This is a genomic window from Microvirga sp. 2TAF3, assembly GCF_052114965.1.
Classification (GTDB): Bacteria; Pseudomonadota; Alphaproteobacteria; order Rhizobiales; family Beijerinckiaceae; genus Microvirga.
The window spans coordinates 127,483-153,482 of record NZ_JBFRFT010000002.1 but is presented as its reverse complement, the minus strand read 5'-3'; the positions used below and the strand labels follow the sequence as shown (position 1 = coordinate 153,482).

General features: G+C 60.5%; 29 protein-coding genes and 1 tRNA gene. 22 read left to right on the top strand and 8 right to left on the bottom strand.

Features of this window, described 5'->3' with window-relative positions; genetic code table 11:
* Positions 1-90 precede the first annotated feature (90 nt).
* Positions 91-2,214: a sodium-translocating pyrophosphatase gene (locus AB4Y97_RS03140; protein ID WP_441997546.1), complete on the top strand. Its 2,124-nt coding sequence runs from the start codon at positions 91-93 to the stop codon at positions 2,212-2,214.
* 772 nt (positions 2,215-2,986) lie between these two features.
* Positions 2,987-3,547 (top strand): DUF2087 domain-containing protein, encoded by a 561-nt coding sequence (locus AB4Y97_RS03135; RefSeq protein WP_441997545.1) that lies wholly within the window; start codon positions 2,987-2,989, stop codon positions 3,545-3,547.
* 94 nt (positions 3,548-3,641) lie between these two features.
* Here the strand turns inward: AB4Y97_RS03135 and AB4Y97_RS03130 are convergent, their stop codons facing one another.
* Positions 3,642-4,097: an outer membrane protein assembly factor BamE gene (locus tag AB4Y97_RS03130; protein WP_441997544.1), complete on the bottom strand. Its 456-nt coding sequence runs from the start codon at positions 4,095-4,097 to the stop codon at positions 3,642-3,644.
* A 103-nt stretch (positions 4,098-4,200) separates the two neighbouring features.
* Here AB4Y97_RS03130 and AB4Y97_RS03125 point away from each other — a divergent pair, with 103 nt between their 5' ends.
* The 7 genes from AB4Y97_RS03125 (at position 4,201) to AB4Y97_RS03095 (ending at position 8,519) form a co-directional block, all read left to right on the top strand.
* Positions 4,201-4,746: a ubiquinol-cytochrome C chaperone family protein gene (locus tag AB4Y97_RS03125; protein WP_441997543.1), complete on the top strand. Its 546-nt coding sequence runs from the start codon at positions 4,201-4,203 to the stop codon at positions 4,744-4,746.
* Positions 4,743-5,258 carry a YceD family protein gene (locus AB4Y97_RS03120; RefSeq protein WP_441997542.1) on the top strand — a complete coding sequence of 172 codons (516 nt, stop codon included), beginning with the start codon at positions 4,743-4,745 and terminating at the stop codon, positions 5,256-5,258. The genes AB4Y97_RS03125 and AB4Y97_RS03120 overlap by 4 nt, the downstream gene beginning before the upstream one ends.
* 158 nt (positions 5,259-5,416) lie before the next feature.
* Positions 5,417-6,451, top strand: coding sequence for a phosphate acyltransferase PlsX (gene plsX / locus AB4Y97_RS03115; RefSeq protein WP_441997541.1), 1,035 nt, complete (start codon positions 5,417-5,419; stop codon positions 6,449-6,451).
* Between the two features lie 12 nt (positions 6,452-6,463).
* The gene (locus tag AB4Y97_RS03110) at positions 6,464-7,441 is read left to right on the top strand and encodes a beta-ketoacyl-ACP synthase III (protein ID WP_441997540.1); all 978 of its coding nucleotides are present in this window, start codon (positions 6,464-6,466) and stop codon (positions 7,439-7,441) included.
* 109 nt (positions 7,442-7,550) lie between these two features.
* Positions 7,551-7,862: an integration host factor subunit alpha gene (locus AB4Y97_RS03105; RefSeq protein ID WP_441997539.1), complete on the top strand. Its 312-nt coding sequence runs from the start codon at positions 7,551-7,553 to the stop codon at positions 7,860-7,862.
* A 23-nt stretch (positions 7,863-7,885) separates the two neighbouring features.
* Complete coding sequence (locus AB4Y97_RS03100; RefSeq protein ID WP_441997752.1) at positions 7,886-8,377, top strand: MerR family transcriptional regulator; 492 nt, start codon at positions 7,886-7,888, stop codon at positions 8,375-8,377.
* Between the two features lie 64 nt (positions 8,378-8,441).
* Positions 8,442-8,519: transfer RNA gene (locus tag AB4Y97_RS03095), tRNA-Pro, on the top strand.
* A gap of 730 nt (positions 8,520-9,249) precedes the next feature.
* Here the strand turns inward: AB4Y97_RS03095 and rnk are convergent.
* Positions 9,250-9,678 (bottom strand): nucleoside diphosphate kinase regulator, encoded by a 429-nt coding sequence (rnk, locus tag AB4Y97_RS03090; protein ID WP_441997538.1) that lies wholly within the window; start codon positions 9,676-9,678, stop codon positions 9,250-9,252.
* A 333-nt stretch (positions 9,679-10,011) separates the two neighbouring features.
* Between rnk and AB4Y97_RS03085 the strand changes: the two genes are divergently transcribed.
* On the top strand, positions 10,012-10,320 hold the full coding sequence (locus AB4Y97_RS03085) for a PsiF family protein (protein ID WP_441997537.1): 309 nt from the start codon (positions 10,012-10,014) through the stop codon (positions 10,318-10,320).
* 53 nt (positions 10,321-10,373) lie between these two features.
* On the opposite strand, the gene AB4Y97_RS03080 is transcribed toward AB4Y97_RS03085, so the two are convergent.
* Positions 10,374-10,793, bottom strand: coding sequence for a BA14K family protein (locus AB4Y97_RS03080; protein ID WP_441997536.1), 420 nt, complete (start codon positions 10,791-10,793; stop codon positions 10,374-10,376).
* Positions 10,794-11,724: 931 nt separating this feature from the next.
* Between AB4Y97_RS03080 and AB4Y97_RS03075 the strand changes: the two genes are divergently transcribed.
* The 6 genes from AB4Y97_RS03075 (at position 11,725) to AB4Y97_RS03050 (ending at position 17,141) form a co-directional block, all read left to right on the top strand.
* On the top strand, positions 11,725-12,213 hold the full coding sequence (locus AB4Y97_RS03075; RefSeq protein ID WP_441997535.1) for a hypothetical protein: 489 nt from the start codon (positions 11,725-11,727) through the stop codon (positions 12,211-12,213).
* 332 nt (positions 12,214-12,545) lie between these two features.
* Entirely contained in the window at positions 12,546-13,052 is a 507-nt protein-coding gene (locus AB4Y97_RS03070; protein ID WP_441997534.1) for an oxidoreductase, read from the top strand.
* Positions 13,053-13,054: 2 nt separating this feature from the next.
* Positions 13,055-15,199, top strand: coding sequence for a PAS domain-containing sensor histidine kinase (locus tag AB4Y97_RS03065; protein ID WP_441997533.1), 2,145 nt, complete (start codon positions 13,055-13,057; stop codon positions 15,197-15,199).
* Positions 15,200-15,215: 16 nt separating this feature from the next.
* Positions 15,216-16,259 carry a response regulator gene (locus AB4Y97_RS03060; protein ID WP_441997532.1) on the top strand — a complete coding sequence of 348 codons (1,044 nt, stop codon included), beginning with the start codon at positions 15,216-15,218 and terminating at the stop codon, positions 16,257-16,259.
* 170 nt (positions 16,260-16,429) lie between these two features.
* Positions 16,430-16,783, top strand: coding sequence for a hypothetical protein (locus tag AB4Y97_RS03055; protein ID WP_441997531.1), 354 nt, complete (start codon positions 16,430-16,432; stop codon positions 16,781-16,783).
* A gap of 163 nt (positions 16,784-16,946) precedes the next feature.
* Positions 16,947-17,141: a hypothetical protein gene (locus AB4Y97_RS03050; RefSeq protein WP_441997530.1), complete on the top strand. Its 195-nt coding sequence runs from the start codon at positions 16,947-16,949 to the stop codon at positions 17,139-17,141.
* A gap of 9 nt (positions 17,142-17,150) precedes the next feature.
* Here the strand turns inward: AB4Y97_RS03050 and AB4Y97_RS03045 are convergent, their stop codons facing one another.
* Complete coding sequence (locus AB4Y97_RS03045) at positions 17,151-17,360, bottom strand: DUF2842 domain-containing protein (protein ID WP_441997529.1); 210 nt, start codon at positions 17,358-17,360, stop codon at positions 17,151-17,153.
* A 131-nt stretch (positions 17,361-17,491) separates the two neighbouring features.
* Here AB4Y97_RS03045 and AB4Y97_RS03040 point away from each other — a divergent pair, with 131 nt between their 5' ends.
* Complete coding sequence (locus AB4Y97_RS03040) at positions 17,492-18,571, top strand: COX15/CtaA family protein (RefSeq protein WP_441997528.1); 1,080 nt, start codon at positions 17,492-17,494, stop codon at positions 18,569-18,571.
* A 57-nt stretch (positions 18,572-18,628) separates the two neighbouring features.
* Here the strand turns inward: AB4Y97_RS03040 and AB4Y97_RS03035 are convergent, their stop codons facing one another.
* Positions 18,629-19,045: a DUF1236 domain-containing protein gene (locus AB4Y97_RS03035; RefSeq protein WP_441997527.1), complete on the bottom strand. Its 417-nt coding sequence runs from the start codon at positions 19,043-19,045 to the stop codon at positions 18,629-18,631.
* Positions 19,046-19,352: 307 nt separating this feature from the next.
* Here AB4Y97_RS03035 and AB4Y97_RS03030 point away from each other — a divergent pair, with 307 nt between their 5' ends.
* The gene (locus AB4Y97_RS03030; RefSeq protein ID WP_441997526.1) at positions 19,353-20,030 is read left to right on the top strand and encodes an AAA family ATPase; all 678 of its coding nucleotides are present in this window, start codon (positions 19,353-19,355) and stop codon (positions 20,028-20,030) included.
* A gap of 168 nt (positions 20,031-20,198) precedes the next feature.
* Here AB4Y97_RS03030 and AB4Y97_RS03025 read toward each other — a convergent pair whose 3' ends face one another.
* Together AB4Y97_RS03025 and AB4Y97_RS03020 are read right to left on the bottom strand one after the other, a co-directional pair.
* On the bottom strand, positions 20,199-21,482 hold the full coding sequence (locus AB4Y97_RS03025) for an O-acetylhomoserine aminocarboxypropyltransferase (protein WP_441997525.1): 1,284 nt from the start codon (positions 21,480-21,482) through the stop codon (positions 20,199-20,201).
* A 160-nt stretch (positions 21,483-21,642) separates the two neighbouring features.
* Complete coding sequence (locus tag AB4Y97_RS03020; RefSeq protein WP_441997524.1) at positions 21,643-22,170, bottom strand: CoA-binding protein; 528 nt, start codon at positions 22,168-22,170, stop codon at positions 21,643-21,645.
* A gap of 51 nt (positions 22,171-22,221) precedes the next feature.
* Here AB4Y97_RS03020 and AB4Y97_RS03015 point away from each other — a divergent pair, with 51 nt between their 5' ends.
* On the top strand, positions 22,222-22,656 hold the full coding sequence (locus AB4Y97_RS03015; protein ID WP_441997523.1) for a PaaI family thioesterase: 435 nt from the start codon (positions 22,222-22,224) through the stop codon (positions 22,654-22,656).
* 51 nt (positions 22,657-22,707) lie between these two features.
* On the opposite strand, the gene AB4Y97_RS03010 is transcribed toward AB4Y97_RS03015, so the two are convergent.
* Positions 22,708-23,340, bottom strand: coding sequence for a glutathione S-transferase family protein (locus AB4Y97_RS03010; protein WP_441997522.1), 633 nt, complete (start codon positions 23,338-23,340; stop codon positions 22,708-22,710).
* Between the two features lie 283 nt (positions 23,341-23,623).
* Between AB4Y97_RS03010 and rplM the strand changes: the two genes are divergently transcribed.
* The 3 genes from rplM (at position 23,624) to argC (ending at position 25,926) form a co-directional block, all read left to right on the top strand.
* The gene (rplM, locus tag AB4Y97_RS03005) at positions 23,624-24,085 is read left to right on the top strand and encodes a 50S ribosomal protein L13 (protein WP_441997521.1); all 462 of its coding nucleotides are present in this window, start codon (positions 23,624-23,626) and stop codon (positions 24,083-24,085) included.
* Between the two features lie 3 nt (positions 24,086-24,088).
* A complete protein-coding gene (rpsI, locus tag AB4Y97_RS03000) occupies positions 24,089-24,565 on the top strand; it encodes a 30S ribosomal protein S9 (RefSeq protein ID WP_441997520.1) in 477 nt (158 codons plus the stop codon).
* Positions 24,566-24,957: 392 nt separating this feature from the next.
* The gene (gene argC / locus AB4Y97_RS02995) at positions 24,958-25,926 is read left to right on the top strand and encodes an N-acetyl-gamma-glutamyl-phosphate reductase (protein ID WP_441997519.1); all 969 of its coding nucleotides are present in this window, start codon (positions 24,958-24,960) and stop codon (positions 25,924-25,926) included.
* The last annotated feature ends 74 nt before the right edge of the window (positions 25,927-26,000 follow it).

The window sequence follows — 26,000 nt, the reverse complement described above, 5'->3', positions numbered from 1 at the left end:
TCTGCAGACTTCGCAGGGGGTAAGGGCCGGTCAAGGCCGAAAAACAGGCTTTGAGCGCGGCATTCTGCTTCCCATAACAAGGACGGCACAATGGCACTTACCCTGATTATCTTGGGCGGCCTTCTTTCGATAGCGTATGGCCTCTGGGCCATTAACGACGTGATGAAGCGCGACGCTGGCTCGCAACGCATGCAGGAAATCGCAGCCGCGATTGCCGAGGGCGCCAAGGCATATCTCCGCAGGCAATATACCACCATCGCCATCGTGGGCGCGGTGCTGTTTGTCATCATCGCCTACCTGCTCGGCATCCGCGTCGCGGTCGGCTTCGCCGTCGGCGCCATCCTTTCCGGTGCAGCGGGCTTCATCGGCATGAACGTCTCCGTCCGCGCCAATGTGCGCACGGCGCAGGCGGCGACTCAGTCGCTCGGCGGCGGTCTCGACGTGGCGTTCAAGTCGGGCGCGGTGACGGGGCTTCTCGTGGCCGGTCTCGCGCTTCTCGGCGTTGCGCTCTATTTCGGCTACCTGACCAAGATCGTGGGTCTGCCGTCTTCGAGCCGTGAGGTGATCGATAGCCTCGTGGCCCTTGGCTTCGGCGCCTCGCTCATTTCCATCTTCGCCCGTCTCGGCGGCGGCATCTTCACCAAGGGCGCTGACGTGGGCGGCGACCTCGTCGGCAAAGTCGAAGCCGGTATTCCGGAAGACGACCCGCGCAATCCGGCGACCATCGCCGACAACGTGGGCGACAATGTCGGCGATTGCGCCGGCATGGCGGCCGACCTGTTCGAGACCTACGCGGTGACCGTGGTCGCCACCATGGTTCTCGCGGCCATCTTCTTCGCCGGACAGCCCATTCTCGAATCGATGCTGCTCTATCCGCTCGGCATTGGCGCGGCCTGTATCGTGACCTCGATCATCGGCACGTTCTTCGTGAAGCTCGGGCAGAACGAGTCGATCATGGGCGCCCTCTACAAGGGGCTCATCGTGACGGGACTTCTCTCCATTGTCGCCATCGGACTGGTCACATACTTCACCATCGGGCTCGGGCCGATCGCGGGCACAACCTTTACGGGCTTGTCCCTGTTCTGGTGCTCCTTGGTCGGCCTCGCGGTGACGGCGCTCATTGTCGTCATCACCGAATACTATACCGGCGTCGGCTTCCGTCCGGTCCGGTCCATCGCCCAGGCCTCGGTGACAGGGCATGGCACGAACGTGATCCAGGGCCTTGCGGTCTCCCTCGAATCCACGGCCCTTCCGGCGCTCGTCATCATGGCGGGCATCATCGTCTCGTATACGCTCGCCGGCCTGTTCGGCATCGCGATCGCGGTGACGGCGATGCTGGCGCTGGCGGGCATGATCGTGGCGCTCGATGCCTTCGGTCCGGTGACGGATAATGCGGGCGGCATCGCGGAGATGGCCGGACTGCCGAAGGAAGTCCGCAAGTCCACGGACGCCCTCGACGCCGTCGGCAACACCACGAAGGCGGTGACCAAGGGCTATGCCATCGGCTCGGCGGGCCTCGGCGCCCTCGTGCTGTTCGCGGCCTACACGTCGGACCTCAACTACTTCACGCAGAATGCGGCCCAGTATCCGTACTTCCAGGGCGTGAAGCCGGACTTCTCGCTGGCCAATCCCTATGTGGTGGTCGGCCTGCTGTTCGGCGGTCTCATCCCGTTCCTGTTCAGCGGCATCGCCATGACGGCGGTGGGTCGTGCGGCCGGCGCGGTGGTCGAGGAGGTGCGTCGGCAGTTCCGCGAGAAGCCGGGTATCATGGAAGGAAAGGATCGTCCCGATTACGGCCGCGCGGTGGACATGCTCACCCGCGCCGCGATCAAGGAGATGATCATCCCGTCGCTCCTGCCGGTGCTGGCGCCGATCGTGACCTACTTCGTGGTCTATGCGATTGCCGGCAAGAGCCAGGCCTTCTCGGCGGTCGGTGCGATGCTGCTCGGCGTCATCGTCACCGGGCTCTTCGTTGCCATCTCGATGACGTCGGGCGGCGGCGCCTGGGACAACGCGAAGAAATCCTTCGAGGACGGCTTCACGGATCTCTCGGGCAACACCCACCACAAGGGCTCCGAGGCCCACAAGGCCTCCGTCACCGGCGATACCGTCGGCGACCCCTACAAGGACACGGCGGGTCCCGCCGTCAATCCGGCGATCAAGATCACCAACATTATCGCGTTGTTGCTCCTGGCGATCCTCGCGCATTCGTAAAGCGCACCGGAATCGAAGACACGAAACCCCGCGACTCCGGTCGCGGGGTTTTTCATTGCCGATTCAAAAAGGCAAGACCGTGGGAAAGCCTAAAGCCTCGGACCTAAAAGTGGCTTCCACTTTTAGGGGCATCCGATGCTTTCTCCTTGGATGAGAGCATCGTGTGGCCGCAAAACCGGGGCCACTTTTGCGCACGATGCTCTAAGATGCCAAGGCCTTCCGCCTGCCATAATGCGGCCCAACTGCGAAGATTCATTCCGCAACGTAAAATGCGTTTTCAAACGTTGCAGTGAAAGTAGAGCGGTTTTGCCGATGAAGATGGAACATAATAACTTGTCGTCGTCTCAAAATACAGAAATTGCAATAAGCCAACTTGAACGGACAATGCAGGCCTCCATTGCTCTGATGAAGCGCCTTAGGCGGGAGAGAAAACGCTTTGGCGGCTCTGGCGCCGAAAAAGGGAACGAGCAGCGAATTTCAGAAGCTGAACGAACATTTTATTTTCCCAGTTGAGCCAAAGGCCGTTCTCCGCCGGCGAAATAGCCTGGTAGTGAATGAGGGGCGGACGGCCGTTTCGCCGATGTTGCTTGATCGTGCTGCGAGACCGTATTATCCAGGCTCTACGGTCCGCAGTTCACCGAGGCATCGCCGCCCTGAGGGGCACGCTAAACCTGCAGAATATCATCACGACGGACATCACTCACCCGTGCCGCGTCGGAAGGGCGATCACCGGTCATCCCATGTTGGATAGGCACGACATCGAGGGTAAGTCATGTCTAGGACAAGCTTTCCGTTTCACGCCGAAGATATATCCGCCGTCGCGCGGTCCTTGCGTCTCCAACTGGCCGAGAGGGACGACAAGCCGGGGCATGTCGAATTGTTGAATATGCTGGCCCGCTCCATCGGGCACCGCAATTTCCAGCAGCTCCGCGCTCAGGCTTCAGCCCATCAAAGGTTGAGCAATCCGCCCCCCGAAGCCGAGCCTGTCGATTTCCGGAAAATCGAGCGGCTAGCACGCTGTTACGATGCCGATGCGCGGCTTCAGCGATGGCCCGGCAAGCACAGCGAGCGATTGATCGCCCTTTGGGTTCTGTGGTCGCGCCTGCCGGCGAAGCAGCAGTTCTCTGAAGGAGAAGTCAACGAGCGGCTCCAGGCCATGCATGGTTTTGGCGATCATGCCCTTTTGCGCCGCGAGCTTTGCGATCTGGGTCTCATGGAGCGGACCCGCGATGGGAGCGTCTACCGGCGCGTGGAGCGGCCCATGCCCGCCGAGGCGGTTGCGATGTTGCGATACCTGAAGCAGCGAAGCGGAGCTTCGGCGCTCATCGCCTGAATGCGGCAGGGCGCGCAATGATCGCGTGCTCGCCTCCGCGCAAACGAAAAGGCCGGGCGTGTGCCCGGCCTTGCATCGTTCTGGGTGGGAAAGATCAGACCCCGAAAGGATTGAGGTTGTTCGTTCCACGGAAGAGCTGGGTGAGGAAGCTCGATTCCTGGCCGCCGGCTGGAGTGGTGCGGCTGATGAAATCGAAGACCTGGCCGTCTTGCAAGCCGTAGAGCGCGATACGCTCGACCTTGAGGTTCTTGTCGAAATACACCGCCGTGACCTGCTGGTCCACGACCTGCTCGCCCAGGAACTGGAAGGTCCGGCGCGATTTCTGGCTGATGTAATACCAGTTCTTGTTGCCGACGGTGGATACGGTCGAGGGGGTACCGAGAGTCGTGAGCACCTGCTCCGCGCTCATACCCTTCTTGACCTCACTGACTGCGCGCTCATCCACGAGATAACCGCGATGGAATTCTTCACCGCCCATGCAGCCGGCCAGAGAGGAAGCCAGGAATGTCGCTGCTGCCAAGCGTACGAAGAGAGTATGATATCGACGCATCGTATGGTTCTTCCAGGATTATGGCGCGGATAAGCTTGCGCCTTTGGACGCTGATGGCGTAACCCGGTGTTAAGTTTTTGACAAGGCAGGAAGGTACAAGGCGGTGATCTTCAGTCTCTTCCGCAAGGATCCGAGGCGCATCCTGATCGCGACGCTCTACGAGCGGGTCGCGACGGCTTCGCGCGCGCCGGGGCTCTATGCGGCGCTCGGCATCCCCGACACCCTGGAGGGGCGTTTCGAAGCCCTTTCACTGCATATGGTCCTTATCCTGCGTGCCCTGCGTGGGCTTCCGGCCCCGGCCGGCGACGTGGCCAAGGATCTGACCGACGCCTTCTTTCAGGATCTCGACGCATCCTTGCGGGAAATGGGGATCGGCGACACCACCGTGCCCAAGCGCATGAAGAAGTTGGCCTCGTCCTTCTACGGCCGGGCCCATTCCTACGACGCCCCTCTCGATGGGGCGGACGAGGCCGGACTTGCGGTGGCTCTCGGGCGAAATGCCTGCGGGAGCGATGCACCCGCCGCAGCCCTGGCGCGTTATGTCCTGGCGGCCGACCAGGGCCTCAGGTCAACGGATCTCGCCGCGTTTCTGGACCGGGGACCTGCTTTCCCGAAACCGGAAGCCTTTGCAGAGGGAGGAGCACAATGACGCCCGAAACAGTGGGTCCGCTGACCCGGATCGTCGATGTCGTGAATATCCCGCCCGCAGGCAAGCATGTCCACGTGGAAGCCAGCGACGAGGAATGCAGGGCGCTTGCCCAGGATTTCGGGCTGCCCGGAATCCAGTCCCTTTCGGGCGATTTCAATCTCACCAGTACGGCCAAGGGCGTCCATGTCACCGGGATGGTCAAGGCGACGATCACCCAGATCTGCGTCGTCAGTCTCGACCCGTTCGATTCGACGGTCGAGGAGGAGGTCGAGGTCGATTTCGCGGAATCCTCGGGGATGCCGCCAGAGCCCCCGACCGAGATGCACGAATACGAGCCCCCGGACGAGATCATCAACGGCCAGATCGATCTGGGCGCGCTGACTGCGGAATTCCTGGCCCTGGGACTCGATCCCTATCCGCGCAAGCCCGGCATCGATTTCGATTACCGGGACCCCAAGGACCGCAAGGATTCTCCGTTCGCAGCCCTGGATAGGCTCAAGGGGAAAGAATAAATATCGGTCAGATTAAGTCTGGCTGAAGGCTCGCTTCACCCCTTGGTTGTGGGTTGGGGCTGAGTGTTTCGCCATGGAACAGAATTCGGTTGCGGTGACCCCGCAAACCGGTATTTTCCGCCCCCTAACGAACGAATTTCAGAAAGAAACACCCGCTCATGCCAAAGCCAGTCCGGATCTCGCTTGATGCGATGGGCGGCGATCATGGTCCGTCCGTCGTCATTCCAGGCGCGGCATTGGCGCTCGAGCGCCATCCCGACCTCCGTTTCCTGATGTTCGGGAACGAGGCGGTTCTTTCTCCGATTCTCAACGGCTATCCGAAGCTGAAGGAAGTAACCGAGATCCACCACACGGACATCGCCATCGGCATGGACGAGAAGCCGAGCCAGGCCATCCGCATGGGCCGGGGCCGCTCCTCCATGTGGAAGACGGTGCTGGCGGTGCGGGACGGGGAGGCGGATGCCGCCGTCTCGGCCGGAAACACCGGCGCGCTGATGGCGACCGCGAAGATCTGCCTCAAGACCATGGCTCATATCGAGCGCCCGGCCATCGCCTGCATGTGGCCAACCCTGCGCGGCGAAAGCATCGTGCTCGATGTCGGCGCGACGATCGGCGCGGATGCGGGGCATCTGGTCGACATGGCGATCATGGGCGCGGCCATGGCGCGTATCGTGTTCGATCTGGACCGCCCGACGGTGGGCCTCCTCAATGTCGGCACCGAGGAGATCAAGGGCATCGAGACCGTCAAGGAAGCAGGCCGGATCCTGAAGGAATCCAACCTGCCGCATCTCGATTATCGCGGCTTCGTGGAAGGCGACGATCTCGGCAAGGGCACGGTCGATGTGGTTGTCACCGAGGGCTTCACGGGCAATATCGCCCTGAAGACGGCAGAAGGCACAGCCAAGCAGATCGGCGAATATCTCCGCTCCGCCATGAGCCGGACCTTGATGGCGAAGATCGGCTATCTGTTCGCGAAACAGGCTTTTAACGCTCTCAAGGACAAGATGGACCCGCGCAAGGTCAATGGCGGCGTCTTCCTGGGTCTGGAAGGCGTCGTGGTGAAAAGCCATGGCGGGACTGACGCGCTGGGTTTCGCCAGCGCCATCGATGTCGCCTACGACATGGCGCATTTTGAATTGATGAAGACGATCCGGGGCATGCTTGAGCATGATCCGATCGAGCAACAGGCCTGAGGAAGGCACATCTTGAAACGCACCCGTTCCATCGTGCGCGGCGTCGGCTCCTATCTGCCGAAGCGCATTGTCACGAACCAGGATCTCGAGAAACTGGTCGAAACCTCTCACGAATGGATCGTGCAGCGCACGGGCATCGAGGCGCGCCACATCGCGGGGGATGACGAGACGACCTCCGTTCTCGGCATCAAGGCCGCTGAGGCGGCGCTCGCCGATGCGGGCCTGACGCCCGCCGACATCGACCTGATCATCTGCGCCACCTCGACGCCGGACCTCACGTTCCCGTCCACGGCGACGATGATCCAGGCGGGTCTCGGCATGAGCCACGGCGCGGCCTTCGATCTGCAGGCGGTATGCACCGGCTTCGTCTACGGTGTCGCGACCGCGGACAAGTTTCTGATCTCCGGTTCGCACAAGCGCGCCCTCGTGATCGGCGCGGAAACCTTCTCGCGCATTCTCGATTGGGAAGATCGCACCACCTGCGTGCTCTTTGGCGATGGCGCCGGCGCCATCGTGCTCGAGGCGCGGGAAGGCGAGGGGACATCCGCCGACCGCGGCGTGCTGACCTCGCATCTGCGCTCCGACGGGCGCTACCGCGACAAGCTCTATGTCAATGGCGGGCCGGGCTCGACCAAGACCACGGGCGTGCTCAAGATGGAAGGCAAGGAAGTCTTCCGCTTCGCCGTCGGATCGGTGACGGACGTCATTCAGGATGCCTTCAACGCCACCGGCACGACGGCGCAGGACCTGAACTGGTTCGTCCCGCACCAAGCCAACAAGCGCATCATCACGGCAAGCGCCGACAAGCTCGGGATTGCCCAGGACAAGGTCGTCATTACGGTCAGCCGGCACGGCAACACCTCTGCCGCCTCGATTCCCCTGGCGCTCGATGTCGCCCGCAAGGACGGACGCATCAAGGAGGGCGACCTCGTCATGATCGAAGCCATCGGCGGCGGCTTCACATGGGGTAGTGCCCTCATCCGTTGGTGACAGCGGAGCCGTTTCCGAGCCCATCAAAGGTTGACCATACTGTCCCATCTGCATAGCGTCTGCGGGGAATCGAACCGCAGATATCGCATCTGCGTGCTGGGGGAGTGCGATGGCAGGCAAAACCGTAACGAGAGCGGATCTGAGCGAGGCCGTTTATCAGAAAGTCGGTCTTTCGCGGACGGAATCGGCTGAACTGGTCGAGAGAGTGCTGGCGGAAATCTGCGACAGCCTCGCGGCGGGCGAGACGGTCAAGCTTTCTTCCTTCGGGTCGTTCGTCGTGCGCAGCAAAGGCGAGCGGATCGGCCGCAACCCGAAGACCGGCATCGAGGTGCCCATCGATCCGCGCCGCGTGATGGTCTTCAAGCCCTCGAACGTCCTCAAGGCCCATATCAACGGCGAAACCGCCGACGGCGAGGACTGAGCTCGGCAATGGCTGGCGGCGCCATGGACAAGAGCCCCGACGCTTTCCGCACCATCAGCGAGGTCGCGGAGGATCTCGACCTGCCGCAGCATGTCCTGCGTTTCTGGGAAACCCGTTTCGCGCACATCAAGCCGCTCAAGCGTGGCGGCGGGCGGCGCTATTACCGCCCGGACGACGTCGATCTGCTGAAGGGAATCCGCCATCTCCTTTACGGCGAAGGTTACACGATCAAGGGCGTGCAGCGGATCCTGAAGGAAGAGGGCGTTCGATTTGTCCAGGCCGTCGGCCGCGGCGAGCAGGTTGTCGCGGCATCGCGTCCCGATACGCAGGAATTCGCCGAATCTGGAGACGACAATGCCGGGAATCGTCTTGGCGAGAATGCCGCGCAGGGCTTGGAGATGCAGGCCTTCGACGCGGATTGGGACAACCTTCATGCCGTATTGGAAGAATTGTTGGAATGCGACCGTGTCCTGAGCACGCTACGTGCGACTTCGGAGCCCAGCATCAACGAATAAGATGCGCACTTTCGCGCATCAGAGATTGCGTCCTGCCGAATGTCGGCTTATATGGCGGCTCAGTCGGAGCGTAGCGCAGCCCGGTTAGCGCACTAGTCTGGGGGACTAGGGGTCGGAGGTTCAAATCCTCTCGCTCCGACCATTGATTGCCAAGGCTTTTCCCCTTCAAGAGCCAAGCTTCTCACCCGGCGTTTTGTAGCCCGTTTTGCTGTTTCTGGGGCTAAGGGTGCAAATAGGGTTCAATCTGCGTCCAGTAAGGCTGGGGAAATCGACAGGTCTCGAATCGAACTAGGTGTCCGCAACCGACCGGTTCGACCAACCGCCTTGTAAACGGCGGGTCGAGTAAGCTCAGAAATCGGGAGTTTACCCGCCGGCACGAAGCCGGAGCGTCTTACGGTCTCTGCAAGGGCATGATCCGGTTCCGGTCATCGTGAAGACACTTGGCCTTCATAAGCTGGCCGCGATCATCTGATCAAAGAGGCCCATCTTCCCAACGATGATCACCGAAGAATCCGCTGAGCGGGAGGCAAGAAACGCCATGAGAAAAATCCCGCGGAAGAGCACGTCTGCCGAAAGGCAAGTGCCGCGCCTACCACGTCACGTCGAGGAATTTCTCGGGCAGTCCTTGCGCAATCGCTATCAAGAGACCGTCCTCAGCTCCATTCCTGACGAGATGCAAAAGTTGATCGAGGAAATGCGCCGGAGGAAAAAACCCGGGACACAAGCCAGTCCAATCCATAAGGCTTCTGCCTAAAGGCCAGTCAAAACGGAAACGGCTCGCCACCGCATCGGGTGCAGCGGAGCCGCCCGGCCGCATTGTCGCGGCCAGTACCCAGGGGGCGGATCCCGGCGAGCCAGGATCCCTTCGGCTTCTATTCCGCCTCTTCCACTGCAATGACATGTAGGCGATGCTCTTTGCCGGTTCGCGTGGGCCAAGTGATCGACTGCCCCTCGCTCAGGCCGATGAGGGCCGCGCCGATGGGGGTGAGAATGGAAATGCGCTTCTGGTCGATGTTCGCCTGATCGGGGAAAACGAGCGTCACGCGCTCCGTTCGGCCCGTCTGCTCGTCGCGAAACGTGACGGTCGATCCCATGGAGACGAGAGACGGGGTTTTCGATGCCGCCGGAATGATGCGGGCGCGCTCGAGTTCGGTGAGGAGGTAGTCCGAGACCTCCGGCATTCGGGCGGCGGCGACCTCGGCAAGCTTCAGCAGGCGCTCGTGATCCTGCGCGTTGATCTTGATGGGCGGTCTTTTCGGTTGAGCGCGGCTTTTCGCGGGAAACGTCGCGTGGATGGACATGGTGGGGCTCCACAAGGTCTTCGGCCGCCACTTGGATGACTTGGCAAGCGGGGCGGATTGGCGTGTCTGGGATCGGATATGAACCGCTCCGGGGAAGGTCGCGACGACGTCGCTCCTCGGCTCCCGGGCTTAGGAATGTGCGATCAGCAATCCTGCGGAAAACAGGTCTCGCGGCTTGATGTCTTGGCGGTTCATGAACGGTATCGTAGCCGCCGGGCATGACTTGTCAAATCCCGTCAAAACAAGCTCGACGGCTCCCTCGCGGCTGGAGGAACCTTTCCTGTTCCGGGCGCCGTACCTAAATGAGAGACAGGGGGCATTATGGAGGAAACCATGAGAACCCTGGTTTCGATCGCATCTGCTCTTCTTCTCGTCTCGACGATCGGGGCAAGCGCCCAGCATATGACGCCGCAGCAGGAACGGATGAGATCCTGTAATACAGAAGCATCGTCGAAGCACATGGCCGGGAACGCCCGCAAGACATTCATGTCGGACTGCCTGACGGGGAAAGTCAGCACGACCGGCTCGACGACGATGACGCCTCAGCAGGAAAAAATGAAGTCGTGTAATACGCAGGCATCCGCCAAACATATGGCGGGGGATGCGCGCAAGACATTCATGAACTCTTGCCTGAAAGGCTAGCTCCGGAATGGATAACCGGCGCGACGAAAAAGCCGCGCCGGTGCTGCCTTGGATTACGGATAGGTGCAGACGTAGCGCATGCCGTTATTGGCCAGGAAGGTGCCTGTAGCCGGATCGTAGGAGCGATACTTCCTGGCGCAATAGGCCGCTACCGATGGGCTGACTGTGCCGGGAGGCGGCGGGGCTGCCGGTTGGGCCTGGGCCGAATTGGCGATGGCGCCGGCGATCAAGGCTCCGGCCGCAACGCCTGCGACGCCCGCTGCGACGGCCGCGCCGTTGTCCCGGCGATAATAGGGACGCCCGTAATAAGGACGGCCATAATAGCCGCGCCGATAATAATATTGCGAATAGCTCTCGGAGGGATAAGCCTTCTGCACGTCGGGCATCGGCCCATGGGGCAGAGTCTCCGCGCTGGCGGGCAGAGACGAAGCCAGCGTTGCAGCGCCAAGCAGAGCCGCAATGAACTTGCGCATTTCTAACTCCTCGATTGCATCACGGCGGGAGCCCCAGCCGATTTGAATTGAAGCTTCACTATAGCCCAGGGACGCGAGCCAGTACAATCAATGCCAGAACACTCGGGAAGAATCCTTGGAGGGGCAATAAAGGTATGGAGCGACCAAAGTGTTTATGCCCAGGCGCACATGAACGGTAGCGTAACAACGCGAAGGGTGTTTCTGTATCTAAGGTGAAATGGCACAGGCTGCACAATATCATCCTAGTCGGTTACTGTATCTCATATATACGTATGATAGGCATATAATCTCAACGCGAAAATTTCAGATCAAGTTGTCGAGTAAGCATCACGAAAATTTGATCGAAGCTTCGCGCGTTCAAATTCAGTATTCAGGTGAGTATTCCTATTCGTAAAAATTCCACGAAAAAACCGAGGCTCCCACAGCCAATAGATGGTTCAACTCATTAAATTTGAATAGGAAAATCAATTTTCGTTTTTGCCTTGGCTGTTTAGTATGTTTCATCAGAGTATTATTCCGTAATTATTCGTTATAAAATTATATAAAATAAAATCCGTATCCTCGTGTTCATCTGAAAGTGGAACAAGCCACAGATGAAATCCGTCCTAACCAAGCCGTATCAAATAAAACGGCAAGGTCTCAAGTGTATATGAGGTTAGGGCAATGACGAATATCAAAGTGCTATTTCTGGCGGCGGCTGCATTCGCTGGCTTCACGGCAAACGCATCGGCGCAGAAGACTTGGGTCGATTGCACCCGCGGGGCAAATGCGCAGCTTGGAAGCTGTGCCTCCCGCGGAATCGGGACGGCCAGAAGCGGAAGCATCGGCGCATCTGCTCCCCAAAATCCAAGTAAATCCAAGTGAAGTCGGGAGCGGGCCGACATCCCTCGTTCCGGGCGCCGGCGGTGTCGACGGAGGTCTTGCTGGCAACATGCCAAGAAATGGGGCTCCCGGTAACCCGACAGGTCCGGACAATACAGGATCGATCCTCCCGAGCCTGGGGCTCGGTGCAATCATTGGCGCCGATGGAGGCACCTCGGTTGCTGGCGGAGGCGGGCCCGATGTCGGTGTGACCGGGGCGATCGGCTCAAGCGGCAGTGCCGGCTCGGCCGGAAGCTCGGGCGCTGGTCTCGGCATCGATGCAAATGCGAGCCTTAGCGGGTCAGGCTCGAGAGGCTCCGGAAGCACGACGAGTGCGGTCGATGCTTTGGTCGGCGCGGATGTCGGCTCCCGCGGCGTCGGTGCCAGTGGCTCGGTCGATGCAAATGTGGGCTCCGTCGCCGATGTGAAAGCGGATGCAGGCCTTGGTGCCGCGCTGGGTGGCGGAGGCCTTGGCGCTGCTCTCGGCGCTGATGTCAGTGCGAATGTCGGAGGCATCAGCGCCGATGCGAGCGGCAATGTGACCGGTAACGATCGCTAAAGCATGAGTGGCAGAACGTGGAGAAGCGAACCCTCCCCACAAGCTGGGGAGGGCTCTTATTTGTCATGCGGCCAATTCTCAGCGGGCGACATAAGCGCTTATCGTTAAGCTGAACGCGGTTGGCCATGCCTAAACCGATTTCCAGTGATCTGATCCAAATTGGAAGTAGGGTTGCCGTTTTGGCGTCTCGGCAGAAACGCACATTGATCGCGGAAAATATGCCAACTGATCGAGGATCTTTACGGAAACCACTAGATTTTAGGAGAAATTCTCTTCAAAAAGCATTCGTGTTATGTTGTTATTTTCCAAGCGGGCATCCAAGCGGGACATCGATGCACAAGATTGCATGGCTTCTATCTCTCGTCGCCACGCTAGCCTTTGGCGTGCCCGCATGGGCGGCCGAGCCTTTGCCGGCGCCGAAAGGTCCGGTCCTGCTGACGATTTCAGGGGCTATTGAAGCGACCAATGCTCCCGGTCTGGCGCGGTTCGACCGGGAGATGCTTGAAGCGCTCGGCAAGGCGTCCATCAAGACCGGTTCCGTGTGGGCCGATCATCCTCAGGTTTTTGAGGGAATTCCATTGAACGCCGTTCTCGAAAGGGTGGGCGCCAAGGGGGCTAATCTGAAAGCTTCGGCCTTGAACGATTACCAGGTCGATATCCCGTTCGAGGATCTGAAATATTCCCCGCTCCTCGCCATGAGTGTCGACGGTAAAGTTCTGTCGATCCGTGATAAGGGGCCCTTATGGATCGTCTATCCACGGGACGAATACACGGTCCTTAATGACTACAGGTACGATTCCCGATGGGTCTGGCAACTGAACCGGTTGCACGTCGAGTAAAGATGGGCATCGCTCTCCAGAGTTATAGGACAGCTCTCGTTACGCTTATTGCGATTGCGAGCCTGATCGCTTGTCTGGTGTTCACGGTGTCACGACTGCTCGATGTCGAGACGGACCTTCGCAGCGAAGACACCCATACCAATCTCTGGCAGATCACCCAGACCCAGTTCGAGGCCACGCTCCTTGCCGAAAGCCTCGCCCGCGAGGCGGCCCATGAAACATTCACCGACCCGGAGCAGGAGCCCAATTTCCGCTTTGCAATTCTCCTTAGCCGGCTCGCTGTGCTCCTTGAGGGTCCGCAAGGCCACCTCATCGAACAGCTCGGCCGGATGGGCGATCTCAAAGAGGCCTATCTTCAACTGACGCTGGCCGAGCCTCTGTTCCAGGGCAGGTTCGATCCGGCAACGGCCCAGCAGCTCAGGTCCCAATCGCGGGATCTGGCCTACGAACTCCGGGACCTGGCCAACAAGGTCATGCTTCTCAACCGCGAGCAGGGGGCCTTGAAACGCTCCATGTATTTGCGCGTGGTCTTCGAGAGCCTGGCCTTCATCATCGGCATCGTCATCAGCGCGGCCTTCCTCCTCCTGCGGCTGTTCAAGGGGGTGCACGACAACAAGCAGGCGAGGCGCCTTCTTCGGCAGGAGCAGGAACTGTCCGACCTCGTCATCAACAATATCAGCAATCAGGGAATCATCATCTTTGATGAAAAGCTCAGCTGCTTGTTGTGGAACCCGGGCATGGAGTCTTTGCTCGGGGTCAATTCCGACAGCGCGGTGGGCCGGCAGCTTCAGCAATTGGACCCGATCTTTTCGAAGCCGGATATGGTCCTGTCCCTCACGCAGGCCATCCAGGATACGAGCGCAGTCTTCGAGGACGAGGGTATTTCGCCGCTGGGCCGGGAACGGTGTCTCGAGATCAACTGTTTCCCCCTCCATATGGCAGAGCGCAGCCTGGGCATTGCCTTCATTCGCGACATGACGGAGCAATGGCTCGCGCGCAAGCAGGCCGAGCGCCAGAATTTCGACCTGGAAATCAAGATTCAGCAACGCACCGCAGCCCTGCGCCAGGCTGAGCGCCGGTTGATCGCCGCCATCGAGACAGCTCCGGATGGTTTTGCCGCCTTCGATTGGACGGGGAAGCTCTTGTTCGCCAACGAGCAGATCCGAGCAGCCGAGCCGGTGGCCGTTTGGTGTGCCGAGGAGATGACCCTGGCCACCTTCCTGCGTTGTTTCGCCATGTGCGAGGGCGCGGATGCCCGGCTGAACGCGAACGAGGGCGCTTTCGAGGGGCTCGAGCTCGAACTCATGATAAAGAAGGATGTGTGGGCCCAACTGTCGGTGTCCCAGGTCGATGGCGGCACTATTTTCGTCCGCCTGACCGATATCTCGGGCTACAAGCGGGCAGCACAGGCGCTGCAATCGGCGCTCGACCGTGAGCGCGAGATGACGGGTGCCTATCGCAGCTTCGTTTCCATGGTGTCGCATCAGTTTCGTACCCCGCTCGCCATTCTCGATTCGAGTGCTCAGCGCATTCTCCGCCGTGGGCCGAATGTCACGCAGGATGAGCTGAACACCCGGGTCCAGAAAATCAGGAACGCAACCAGCAGGCTGACACGCCTTGTGGAAAGCGTTCTGAATGCCGCGAAACTCGATGCGGGGCGGATTGAATTAAATCCCGCATCCTGCAATCTGGTCGATCTGGTTGGGGACATCTGCGACAGACAGCGTGAGTTGAGCTCGTATGCCGACATTCGCTTCGATGGGCCGAAAGTGCCGGTTCAGGTCTATTGCGACAGCATGCTGATCGAACAGGTCGTCATCAACCTTTTGTCGAACGCGGTCAAATACTCGGGCGAGACCCCAGCCGTGGAAATCAAGATCTGGATGGACGGCTCCCGCGCCTATTGTTCGGTTCGAGATTGGGGCATCGGAATTCCTGCGGATGAACTGTCGAAGATTTTCGATCGGTTCTATCGTGCACGGACTGCCGCGGGTATCGCAGGGACAGGCATAGGCTTGAACTTTGCCCAGCAAATCATGCACTTGCATGGTGGGGAGATTCAGGTGGAAAGTTTCGAAGCTGAGGGATCGCGGTTCACGTTCGATCTGCCGATTTCGAACGTCGACCAATCGCAGCAGGCTGCATGAGGGGGGCTTAACAACAATGAATGCCCAGCAGACGATTTTGTGTATCGAAGACGAAGAAGATCTGCGGGTCGATATCGCGGAGGAGTTGGAGGCCGCCAACTACAAGGTGCTTCAGGCCGCGAATGGGAGCGAGGCTCTCGCGCTTCTCGAGAAGCATCGTCCCGACCTCGTTCTGTGCGATATCACCATGCCGGGTCTGGGCGGCTACGATGTGCTCAGGGCCATGCGCGAAAAGGGGGGGCTCGCCGATGTACCCTTCATTTTCCTCACAGCCCTCGCAGGTCGAAACGATGTGCTTGTCGGCAAGCAGGCGGGAGCCGACGATTATCTCGTAAAGCCGATCGATTATGAGATCCTGCTGGCCACCATTGCCGCACGCCTGAACCAGGTCGCACGCGTCCAGCAGAGCGCGGTTCAGCGGGCTGAGGAGGCATGGCAGGAGATTCTCAATTCCTCCCGCGGACGCACGGTCGAGGCCCTTTACAAGGCGACCTTCGCCTTCGACAGATTCCTGGTCGGCGTCCTCGTCGTTGACGAAAAGGGCGGCGTCCGACTGATGAACAAGGAAGCCGAGCGGATTCTCGGCGAAGACGATGGCCTGAACGTCTCGCAGGGAATCCTGAAAGGGGCGGCGCCCAAGCAGAACAGCAAGCTGCATGAGAGCATCGCCAAGGCATTCCACGAGGAGTTCCTGGACGAGATCGTTTCGTTCCCACGTCTTTCCGGCGGGCGTCCGTATCTTGTCCTGATTCCCGGTCAGCGCTTCTCCGCGGACGAGAAACCGGAGGCGGTCGTACTGCTTCTGATCGACACCGAGCAGCGGAGCAAGGTATCAGGCGACACGCTGGTGCGGCTTTACAACCTGACGCCATCGGAGACCCGCGTGGCACTCATGCTGATCGATGGCAAGCGCCTCGATCAGATCGCCGAAGAGCTCGATGTGGCGCAGACGACGGTCGTCTTCCATCTGAAAAACCTTTTCAGGAAGACGGAAACCAACCGCCAGGCCGACCTGATCCGCGTGCTTTTGTCGGTGCCGCTGCGAACGACGGGGGATTGAGCCGATTTGGATGAGGCCACGCGTTTACGCTTGAGTGACCATGAATACAGTTACCAAGCTTGGCCTTATCTCTGCCACGGTTCGTTCAGATTCCAGAGAGGTTTGGGGCGCTATACGGGTTGCAAGGGAGGCGAGGTCCTGAACCTCCTCCGCCACGTAAGGTGACGCCTATGAAGATTTCTCGTTTGATTTCCGGCACCGCGCTTGCTCTGGCCCTCGTGACGGGCGCGGCCGCCATCCAGCCCGCCGCGGCGAGCGATCGCCTGTCGCCGGGCGCAGCTGCGGCCATTGGCGTGCTGGGCGGCCTTGCGGTCGGCGGCGCGATTGCCGCCTCCCAGAGCCCGGTCTATGCCGCTCCGGTCTACGCGCCGCCTCCGCCCCCTCCGCCGGTTTATGCCGAGCCGGCGCCTGTCTATTATGCCCCGCCGCCTCCGGTTTACGAGGAACGTTGCTTTACGGAACGCTTCAGCGAGTGGGTGCCCGGTTGGGGCTGGCAGCCTCGCCGGCGTACGGTTTGCCGCTAGAGCATGATCCGGCAAAGTGGAATCCGGTTTGCCGATAAGATCATGCAGTATCAAACTCTGGAAATATCGGGCCCGCTTCGAGCGGGCCTTTTCTTATGGCGATGAGCGCAACTCGGATTCCCCGCCTGCGTTGAAAGGAACAGCATCAGCGCGAGCACAAGCCATGCCCAAACGTCCAGAAAAACGGGCCGTTCCCGGTCAGCCGAAGCTCAACCCGGGCGATCAGGCGCCGCCCAGAACTCCCGGCATCGGCGAGAATATCTGCCGCGAATGCCAGGGAAGCGGCCGAATCGGCACCAAGCCGTGTCCCAATTGCGGCGGCACGGGCGTCGTCCTGGAAGAAATTGGTGGGGCCTGATCTGCCGCCTCAGACCTTATCGGGTTTGCCCATCCAGCGGATCAGGGGCAGCATCGGCACGACCCAGATCAGGCCGAGAATGATATAGGCCACGGTCTGCACGAGCTTGGGCGCCTCGGTAATCCGGCCCTCGGCGGCCGCCATGGCGAACAGCACGTAGAAGCCGATGAAGATCAGCATCACAACCGTGCCGATCAGCTTGCGCGTGCGAATGCCCATATGCGGATCCTTCGTAAAAAGCTCTGGCGCCGGTCTGGTGCGTCACCGGCATTGATTGCCTCTAAATGCTCCAGCCTCTATGTGACAGGCAATATCCCGGGTTCAAGCCCTAATCGATCATGAGAGTGAGTATGGCTGTCGCAGCCTCTACCCAAGGCGTGCCGCTTTCGGGACTTCCGGCGACGCGCAACCTGTCCGCCGTCCGAGCCTGGCTTTACATCCTCGCGGCCCTGGTCATCGCCATGATCGCCATCGGCGGCGCCACGCGGCTTACGGGTTCCGGTCTGTCCATCACGGAGTGGAAGCCGGTCACCGGGGCCATTCCGCCGCTGAGCGAACAGGGCTGGATGGCCGAGTTCGAGAAATATCGCCAAATTCCGCAATACGAACTCGTCAACAAGGGCATGACCCTCTCAGAGTTCAAGTTCATCTACGCCTGGGAATGGGGACACCGCCAGCTCGGCCGTCTGATCGGCCTCGTGTTCTTCCTGCCGCTGATCTTTTTCTGGCTGCGCGGCACGATCAAGGGCCGATTTGCGCTCACTCTCCTTGGTATCGGCGCGCTCGGCGGCCTGCAGGGTGCCGTGGGCTGGATCATGGTGGCGTCGGGGCTTGAGCCCGGCATGACCGCCGTGGCGCCCATCAAGCTTGCGCTGCATCTGACGATCGCCAGCATCATTCTTGCCTGTCTCGTCTGGGTGGCGGCGGGATTGAAAGACCGATCGGAGACCGTGCTTCAGGAGCCGCGAAACGGCGCCGCCCCCAAAATCCTGGTTGCTCTGGTACTCTTGCAGATAGCCCTGGGCGGCCTCGTTGCCGGTTCGAAAGCGGGTTTGACCTATAACACTTGGCCGCTCATGGACGGCGACCTCGTGCCGCCGGCCTCGATATTGTTCAGCGTAAAGCCCTTCATCGAGAACTTCGTCGATAATCTTGCCCTGGTGCAGTTCAATCATCGCATGGTGGCCTATGCCATCGTGGCGTTCGCGCTTTGGCACGCCTGGGACATGCGCAGCAAAGCGCCGTCCTCGAAAGCGGCCCGCCGCGCAACGGCGCTCGCGGGCCTTGGGCTTGCCCAGATGGCGCTCGGCATCGCGACATTGCTTTTCGTCGTGCCGCTTTGGGCGGGGCTGGCGCACCAGATCTTTGCCATGATCGTGCTGGCAATGGCCGTCGTGCATGCACGCGTCAGCGGCTGGGTGAAGACATGATATGAAAAAGGGCAGCCCATAGGGACTGCCCTTTTTCTTGAATCCTTGCGCTAGGAATTAGCGAACGATCTGGACGACACGGCGCGTACCCGGTTCGACAAGCACCGGAGTGTTGTTCACGACCGTATAACGATAACCACGGACACCGTATTCAGCCGGAACCTCATAATAGGTCACGCCGGATTCGGGGAGGACGGTGCCAACCCGCAGTTCCTGCTGATAGGTGTAGGATGGCACGCCCTGAGTGACGACGTATTGATGGAACTTCGGCTGCTGATCGCCGACGATGCCACCGACGATCGCGCCCGTCACGCCGCCGACAGCCGCGCCGACCGGACCGCCAACGACCGCGCCGCCGACTGCACCCGTCGCTGCACCTGCAGCCGCGCCGCCAGCGGCATTCGACTGCGCGAAAGCTCCGACTGGAGCCAGGATGGCAAGAACAGCGCCGGCGAGAAGAAGTTTATTCGACATCAGATGCACTCCTTAGCAGTGAAAGTCGGACTTCTAACGGCCGAGCATAACGCTGGTTCCCACCGTTCATTTGGGGTTCACTGAAAACTTCAGGCGGCAATTCCATCGTTGACAGGGCGATATTCGCTAATTCGAAGATTCGAGCCGCTGGCCAAGTCGCTGTGGAAAGAGCCGTGTGGGTTTTTCCAGAGGTAAAATAATCGTTTCAATTGGGGACTTGGTGTTTATCCTGTTAAATAGATACAGTGTTAGAGGAACCCTGCCATCTTCGGCTGGGTCCGCGAACGGAATTTATCGGGAGTAAGGCATGAACGTGCTGGTTTTTGCGTCACGCAAGGGTGGCTCCGGAAAGAGCACGCTTGCTGCTCATCTCGCCACCTATATTGCGACGCCGGAGCGCAAGACACTCCTGATCGACGCGGATCCGCAAGGATCCCTGTCGTTCTGGCACAGGATCCGGGGCACGGAAAATCCTGCCCTCAAACATGGCTCACGCTCTCTCGCCGATGCGCTCAAGGAAGCGAAGCGGGAAGGTTTCGACTGGGTGCTGATCGATACGCCGCCGAACAAGTCGCAGGTTGTCGTCGAGGCCATCAAGCATGCGACCCTCGTGATCATTCCGACGAGGCCGAGCCTTTTCGATATCGCCGCCGTGCAGGATACGATCGCGATCGCGCGGGAATTGCGCAAGCCCTATGCCGCCGTGCTCAATGGCGCGCCTGCCAAGCGTCACGACGCGGAGGCGCCCATCGTCTCCGATGCCCGGGGCGCGCTGAATGCCCTCAAGGTTCCGGTTTGGGCGGGCCAGGTCACGCACCGCGCCGATTTCTCGATGGCGCTGGCGGAAGGCGAGGGCGCCGAGGAGTTCGATCCGGAATCGTCGGCCGCCGATGAAATCGGCCGGCTCTGGACCGCCATCGACCGGTCCATCAAGGCTGTGCAAGGCGCATACAGAAACGCCCGGGCCGCACGCAGCGCCGCCTGAAGCACGATCCGGCAAAGTGGGGGATCGGTTTGCCGGATCATACTCGAACAAACCGTAGTGCGGGCGCGATGCCAGCAGTAATAGCGATCGCGCGCTAAGAAAAATGCGGCCTTCATCAGGCCGCATCGCTTATTGCTCAGCTTTTCGTGACAGGCGAACGCGGCCCGATCAGGCCGCGTCGAGTGCCTGATTGAGATCGTCGATCAGGTCGTTCTTGTCTTCCAGACCAATCGACAAGCGCACGACTTCCGGGCCTGCGCCGGCCTGGGTCTTCTGATCGTCGGTCAACTGGCGGTGTGTCGTCGAGGCCGGGTGAATGACCAGCGAGCGGGTATCGCCGATATTCGCCAAGTGCGAGAACAGCTTGAGGTTCGAGACCAGCTTCACGCCCGCCTCGTAACCGTCCTTCAGGCCGAAAGTGAACACCGCGCCTGCGCCCTTCGGGCAATATTGCTTGGCGAGGTTATGATAGCGGTCGGAGCGCAGGCCGGGATAGCTCACCCAGGAGATCTTGTCGTGCGTGGACAGGTGCTCTGCAACCGCCAGCGCATTGTCCGAATGGCGCTGCATGCGAAGCGGCAGGGTCTCGATGCCGTTCAGGATCAGGAAGGCGTTAAAGGGTGAGAGCGCCGGGCCGAGATCGCGCAGGCCGAGAACGCGGCAGGCGATGGCGAAGCCGAAATTGCCGAAGGTCTCGCCGAGCACCATCCCGCCATATTCCGGCCGGGGCTTGGAGAGCATCGGATAACGGTCATCGCCCGCAAAGTTGAACGAGCCGCCGTCCACGATCAGGCCGCCGATGGAATTGCCGTGGCCGCCCAGAAACTTGGTGGCCGAATGCACGATGATGTCGGCGCCATACTCGAAGGGACGGATCAAGTAGGGCGAGGCCATCGTGTTATCGACGATGAGCGGGATCCGGTGCTTCTTGGCGATGGCCGAAATAGCCTGAAGGTCCACGATTACGCCGCCCGGATTGGCAATGGATTCGACGAAGATCGCCTTGGTCTTCGGGGTAATCGCGGCCTCGAAGGTGGAAGGATCGTCGGAATCGGCCCAGATCACGTTCCAGCCGAAATTCTTGTAGGAATGATTGAACTGGTTGATCGAGCCGCCATAGAGCTTCTTGGCCGCCACGAATTCATCGCCGGGCTGAAGCAGGGTATGGAAGACAAGGAATTGCGCCGCATGGCCCGAGGCCACCGCCAGGGCCGCCGTGCCGCCTTCCAGAGCAGCGACCCGCTCCTCCAGCACCGCGCAGGTCGGATTGCCGATGCGCGAATAGATATTGCCGAAGGCCTGCAGGCCGAACAGAGAGGCCGCATGGTCCACGTCATCGAAGACGAAGGAGGTGGTCTGGTAGATCGGGGTCGCCCTGGCGCCTGTCGCCGCGTCCGGCGCGGCCCCTGCATGAATGGCGAGAGTGTCGAAACCGGGCAAACGGTCAGTCATCGCAGAAGCCTCTTTTTCAGGAATGGCGTCAATTTCGTTCTATTTAAAGAACGAAATGTTCGGCCGTCAAGGGCGCTTCCTAGAGTATCGTGCGCAAAAGTGGCCCCGGTTTTGCGGCCACATGATGCTCTCACCAAAAGAGAAAGCATCAGATTGAAGGCTATCTGGGCCGATTGAGGCTGAGCTTCTGAAAACCCTTGCCGGCGAGCACGGGCTTCTTGGCGCTGATCATGCGCGAGTTCACGCCCTGCCACGAAATCTCGCCGGACAACCTGCCGAACTCGATCTTGGGGCAGCGGTCCATGACGACCTTGATTCCACGCGCCTCCGCCCGCGCAGCCGCCTCGTCGTTGCGGACGGAAAGCTGCATCCAGATCACCTTCGGCAGCGGATCGAGGCTCAAGGCTTCGTCCGTGATCGGCCCGGCGGCCTCCGAATTGCGGAAGATCTCGACCATGTCGATAGGGTGGGGCACCTCCGACAGGTTCTTGTAGACCGTCTTGCCGAGAAGCTCGCCTCCGACGAGGCCGGGATTGATCGGGATGACGTCATATCCGCGCTCGAGAAGGTATTTCATGACGATCCAGCTCGGGCGCGCGGGATTCTGCGAAGCGCCGACGAGCGCGATGGTCTTCACGCTCTGCAGGATGTCGCGGATGTAGTCGTTCGGGTAATTGTCGTGGTCCATGCCCGGACCGTATGAGATTGGGCAAGGCAATTCAATGAGCATGGATCGTCGATGATGTCCCTCAAGCCGATCATGACTCTCGACGAACTGAGAGACTTTCTCGACCGGGAGTTCTCGCAGCTTCACATCGGGGGGCGGACCTACCATGTCGAGGCGATCGGCCCGCTCTCTGCCCGCATGCGGATGGATTATCACGACCGACATTTGCGGCCCGGCGGCACGATTTCCGGCCCATCCATGATGGGGCTCGCCGACCTCGCGCTTTACGCGGCGATCCTGGCCCATATCGGCCCGGTGGCGCTTGCCGTAACCACCAGCCTGAACTTCAATTTCCTGAGAAAGCCCGAGAAGCGGGCGCTCATCGCAGAATGCCGCCTGCTGAAGCTTGGCAAGCGTCTCGCAGTCGGGGAAGTCTCAATTTACTCCGAAGGTAGCGAGGATGTCGTCTGCCATGCCACGGGGACGTACTCGATCCCGGATCGCTAGAGCATTTTCAGACAAACAGGCAAAGTGGAGCCGGCTCTAATGTGACCTGAGCTAGGCGCCTTTCCGGTCCGGAGGGAGCAGCGCATCGTCGATCTCCCGCGCCCGCACGGCTGCGGGGCGGACACTGATCCGTTTCCAATAGTTCTCAAAGGCTGGCCGCTTCTCCAGCGTTCCGAACATCATGCCCCAACCGATCTGCGAACCGGCATAGACATCGGCCGCCGTGAACTGATCGCCGGCAATGTATTCCGACTGGGAGACAGCGTATTCCAGGGCATTCACCACGTCCTCGACGCTGCCGTAGCCGATCATGCCCCGCCGCTCGTTCGGCACTTCGAAACCAAACGCCTTGTTGCTCAACGCAGCCTCGACGGGTCCGGCCGCGAAAAACATCCAGCGGTAATAGGCGCCCCGGCGGCGATCCCCGGGCGGGGCCAAACCGGTCTCGGGGAAGACATCCGCGAGATAGGCGCAGATCGCGGCCGCTTCCGTCACCACCGTGTCGCCATGCCGGATCGCCGGCACTTTTCCCATGGGATTGATCGCGAGATAGGCTGGGCCCTTCATCGAGGAACCAAAGTCCAACAGCTCCGTCCGATAGGGCCGACCAACCTCCTCGAGCATCCAGCGCACGATGCGCCCGCGCGACATGGGGTTGGTATAGAAGACGAGTTCATCGGTCATGACGGCTCCTGCCCATAGACTCCACGGGATGTTACGGGGCGGACGTCGAGGCCGCAACGTCGATGATTGGAATGTGGTAATAAGTTACCACATATGCGGTATTTAGATACCATATACCTTGAATGCCTTGATCTGCAAGGGTTTCCTTGCTTGTCTTCGGTCGCTTTTGGTCGTTGACTTGCGCGTTCAAACCCTCTAATCAGCCCTTACTCGCCGCCGCAACTCGCGGCGGTTTGTCGTTTTCAGAACCTGAGCCATTACGGCTCCAACGGGAAACAGCGCGATGAAGACTACTTCGCTGAAGCCCGCCGAGGTCGAGAAGAAGTGGGTAATTATCGATGCGAAGGGCCTCGTCGTCGGCCGTCTCGCTTCGGTTGTGGCGATGCGCCTTCGTGGCAAGCACAAGGCCAGCTACACCCCTCACGTCGACTGCGGCGATAACGTTATCGTCATCAACGCCGATAAGGTGGTGTTCACCGGCCGCAAGCGCGAGCAGAAGGTGTACTATCATCACACCGGTTATCCGGGTGGCATCAAGGAGCGCACAGCGCGCTTCATTCTCGAAGGCCGCTTCCCCGAGCGCGTTGTCGAGAAGGCTGTGGAGCGCATGCTCCCCCGCGGCCCGCTTTTCCGCCAGATCCTGAGCAACCTGCGCGTCTACAAGGGTGCTGAGCATCCGCACACGGCTCAACAGCCGGAAGTGCTGGACGTCGGCGCTCTCAACCGCAAGAACGTGGGAGTCTAAGACATGGCGACCCTTCAGTCTCTCGCCGATCTGGGCCAGAACGCCCAGGCCGCCGCTCCGGAAGCCCCGAAGCACGTCCAGAAGCTCGATGCACAGGGCCGCGCTTATGCCACCGGCAAGCGCAAGGACGCCGTCGCTCGCGTGTGGATCAAGCCGGGTTCCGGCAATATCGTGGTCAATGGTCGCGCGGTCGAGGTCTACTTCGCCCGTCCCGTGCTCCGAATGATCCTGAAGCAGCCGCTCCAGATCGTGAACCGCGACGGCCAGTACGACATCGTCGTGAACGTCAATGGCGGTGGTCTCTCCGGCCAGGCCGGCGCGGTTCGCCACGGTCTTTCCAAGGCACTGACCTACTATGAGCCGGAGCTTCGCGGCCCGCTCAAGAAGGAAGGCTTCCTGACCCGCGACTCCCGCGTCGTCGAGCGTAAGAAGTACGGCAAGGCCAAGGCTCGCCGCAGCTTCCAGTTCTCGAAGCGCTAAGCGTCGAACATATCTTTGCGAAAGGGCGGTCCTCGGGGCCGCCCTTTTTGCATCTGCGTTCCACAGCATCGGACCCAAAAGTGACCTCCACTTTTGGGATCAACCCGATGCTCATTCTTAAAGCGGCGCATCGTTGTATGCGGAAAACCGGGTCCACTTTTCCGCACGATGCGCTAGGACCATGCTTGTTGACAGCTAAGGCGTTCGGCGGCATGAAACGGGCATGACCAACAGGCTGAACATCCGCCGACGTCGATTGAACGTTCCCGCCGCGCGAGCGCGATGACGGCTGCCCCAGCCTGTTCGCAAGCCGCGCCCCGTGCGCGGCTTTTTTGTTTTCTCTGAAGCCATATGCCTTATATCAGCGGCCTGACAGGTAGATCGGATCGGCTATGACGACCATGACCACGAACACAGCAGAACTCGGCCAGCGGGCGAAGACGGTCTTCATCGATGGCGAGGCGGGAACGACCGGCCTCGGCATTCGCGACCGCCTCAAGGACATTCCGGGCATCGCCATCAAGAGTATCGCGCAGGAACTGCGCAAGGATCCCGCCGCCAAGCGCGAGATCCTGGGCGAGGTCGATCTCGTCGTGCTCTGCCTGCATGACGATGCGGCCCGCGAGACGGTAGCCCTCGTCGATGCCATGGGCGGCAAGGGCCCGCGCGTGCTCGATGCCAGCACGGCGCATCGGGTGAGCCCCGGCTGGGTCTATGGCTTCGCCGAGCTTGCGCCCTCGCAGCGGAGCGCCATCGAGAAGGCCGAAAGGGTCGCCAATCCCGGCTGCTATCCCACAGGCGCCATCGCGCTCATCCGCCCGCTGGTCGATGCGGGGCTGATCCCGGCCGATTATCCGGTCAGCGTGAACGCTGTCAGCGGCTATAGCGGCGGCGGGCGATCGATGATCGAGGCCTATGAAGCCGGAACGGCTCCGGCCTTCGAGCTTTACGGCCTCGGATTCGAGCACAAGCATGTGCCGGAATTGCAGCGTTACACGGGCCTGACCCGCAGGCCGATCTTCATTCCCTCGGTCGGCAATTTCCGCCAGGGCATGCTGGTCAGCGTGCCGCTTCATCTCGACATGTTGCCCGGCAAGCCGGGGGCCGGGGAGATCGAGGCGGTCCTGACGAAGTGGTACGAGGGCAGCAAACTCGTCACCGTGGTGCCGACCGCCAAGGACGACAAGCGGATCGAGCGGATCGAGCCCGAAGCGCTGAACGATACGGATCGGATGGAGCTGCGCGTCTTCCGGAACGACAGCTACGGTCACGCGGTTCTGGTGGCGCGCCTCGACAATCTCGGCAAAGGTGCGTCGGGCGCTGCCGTCCAGAACATCCAGCTCATGCTGGGCCTGATCTGACGCTTGAGGATGCGCTCGGCGAAAGGGGGGGCACCTTTCGCCGACAGGTCATGCGGCCTTCCGATGGGTCGGAA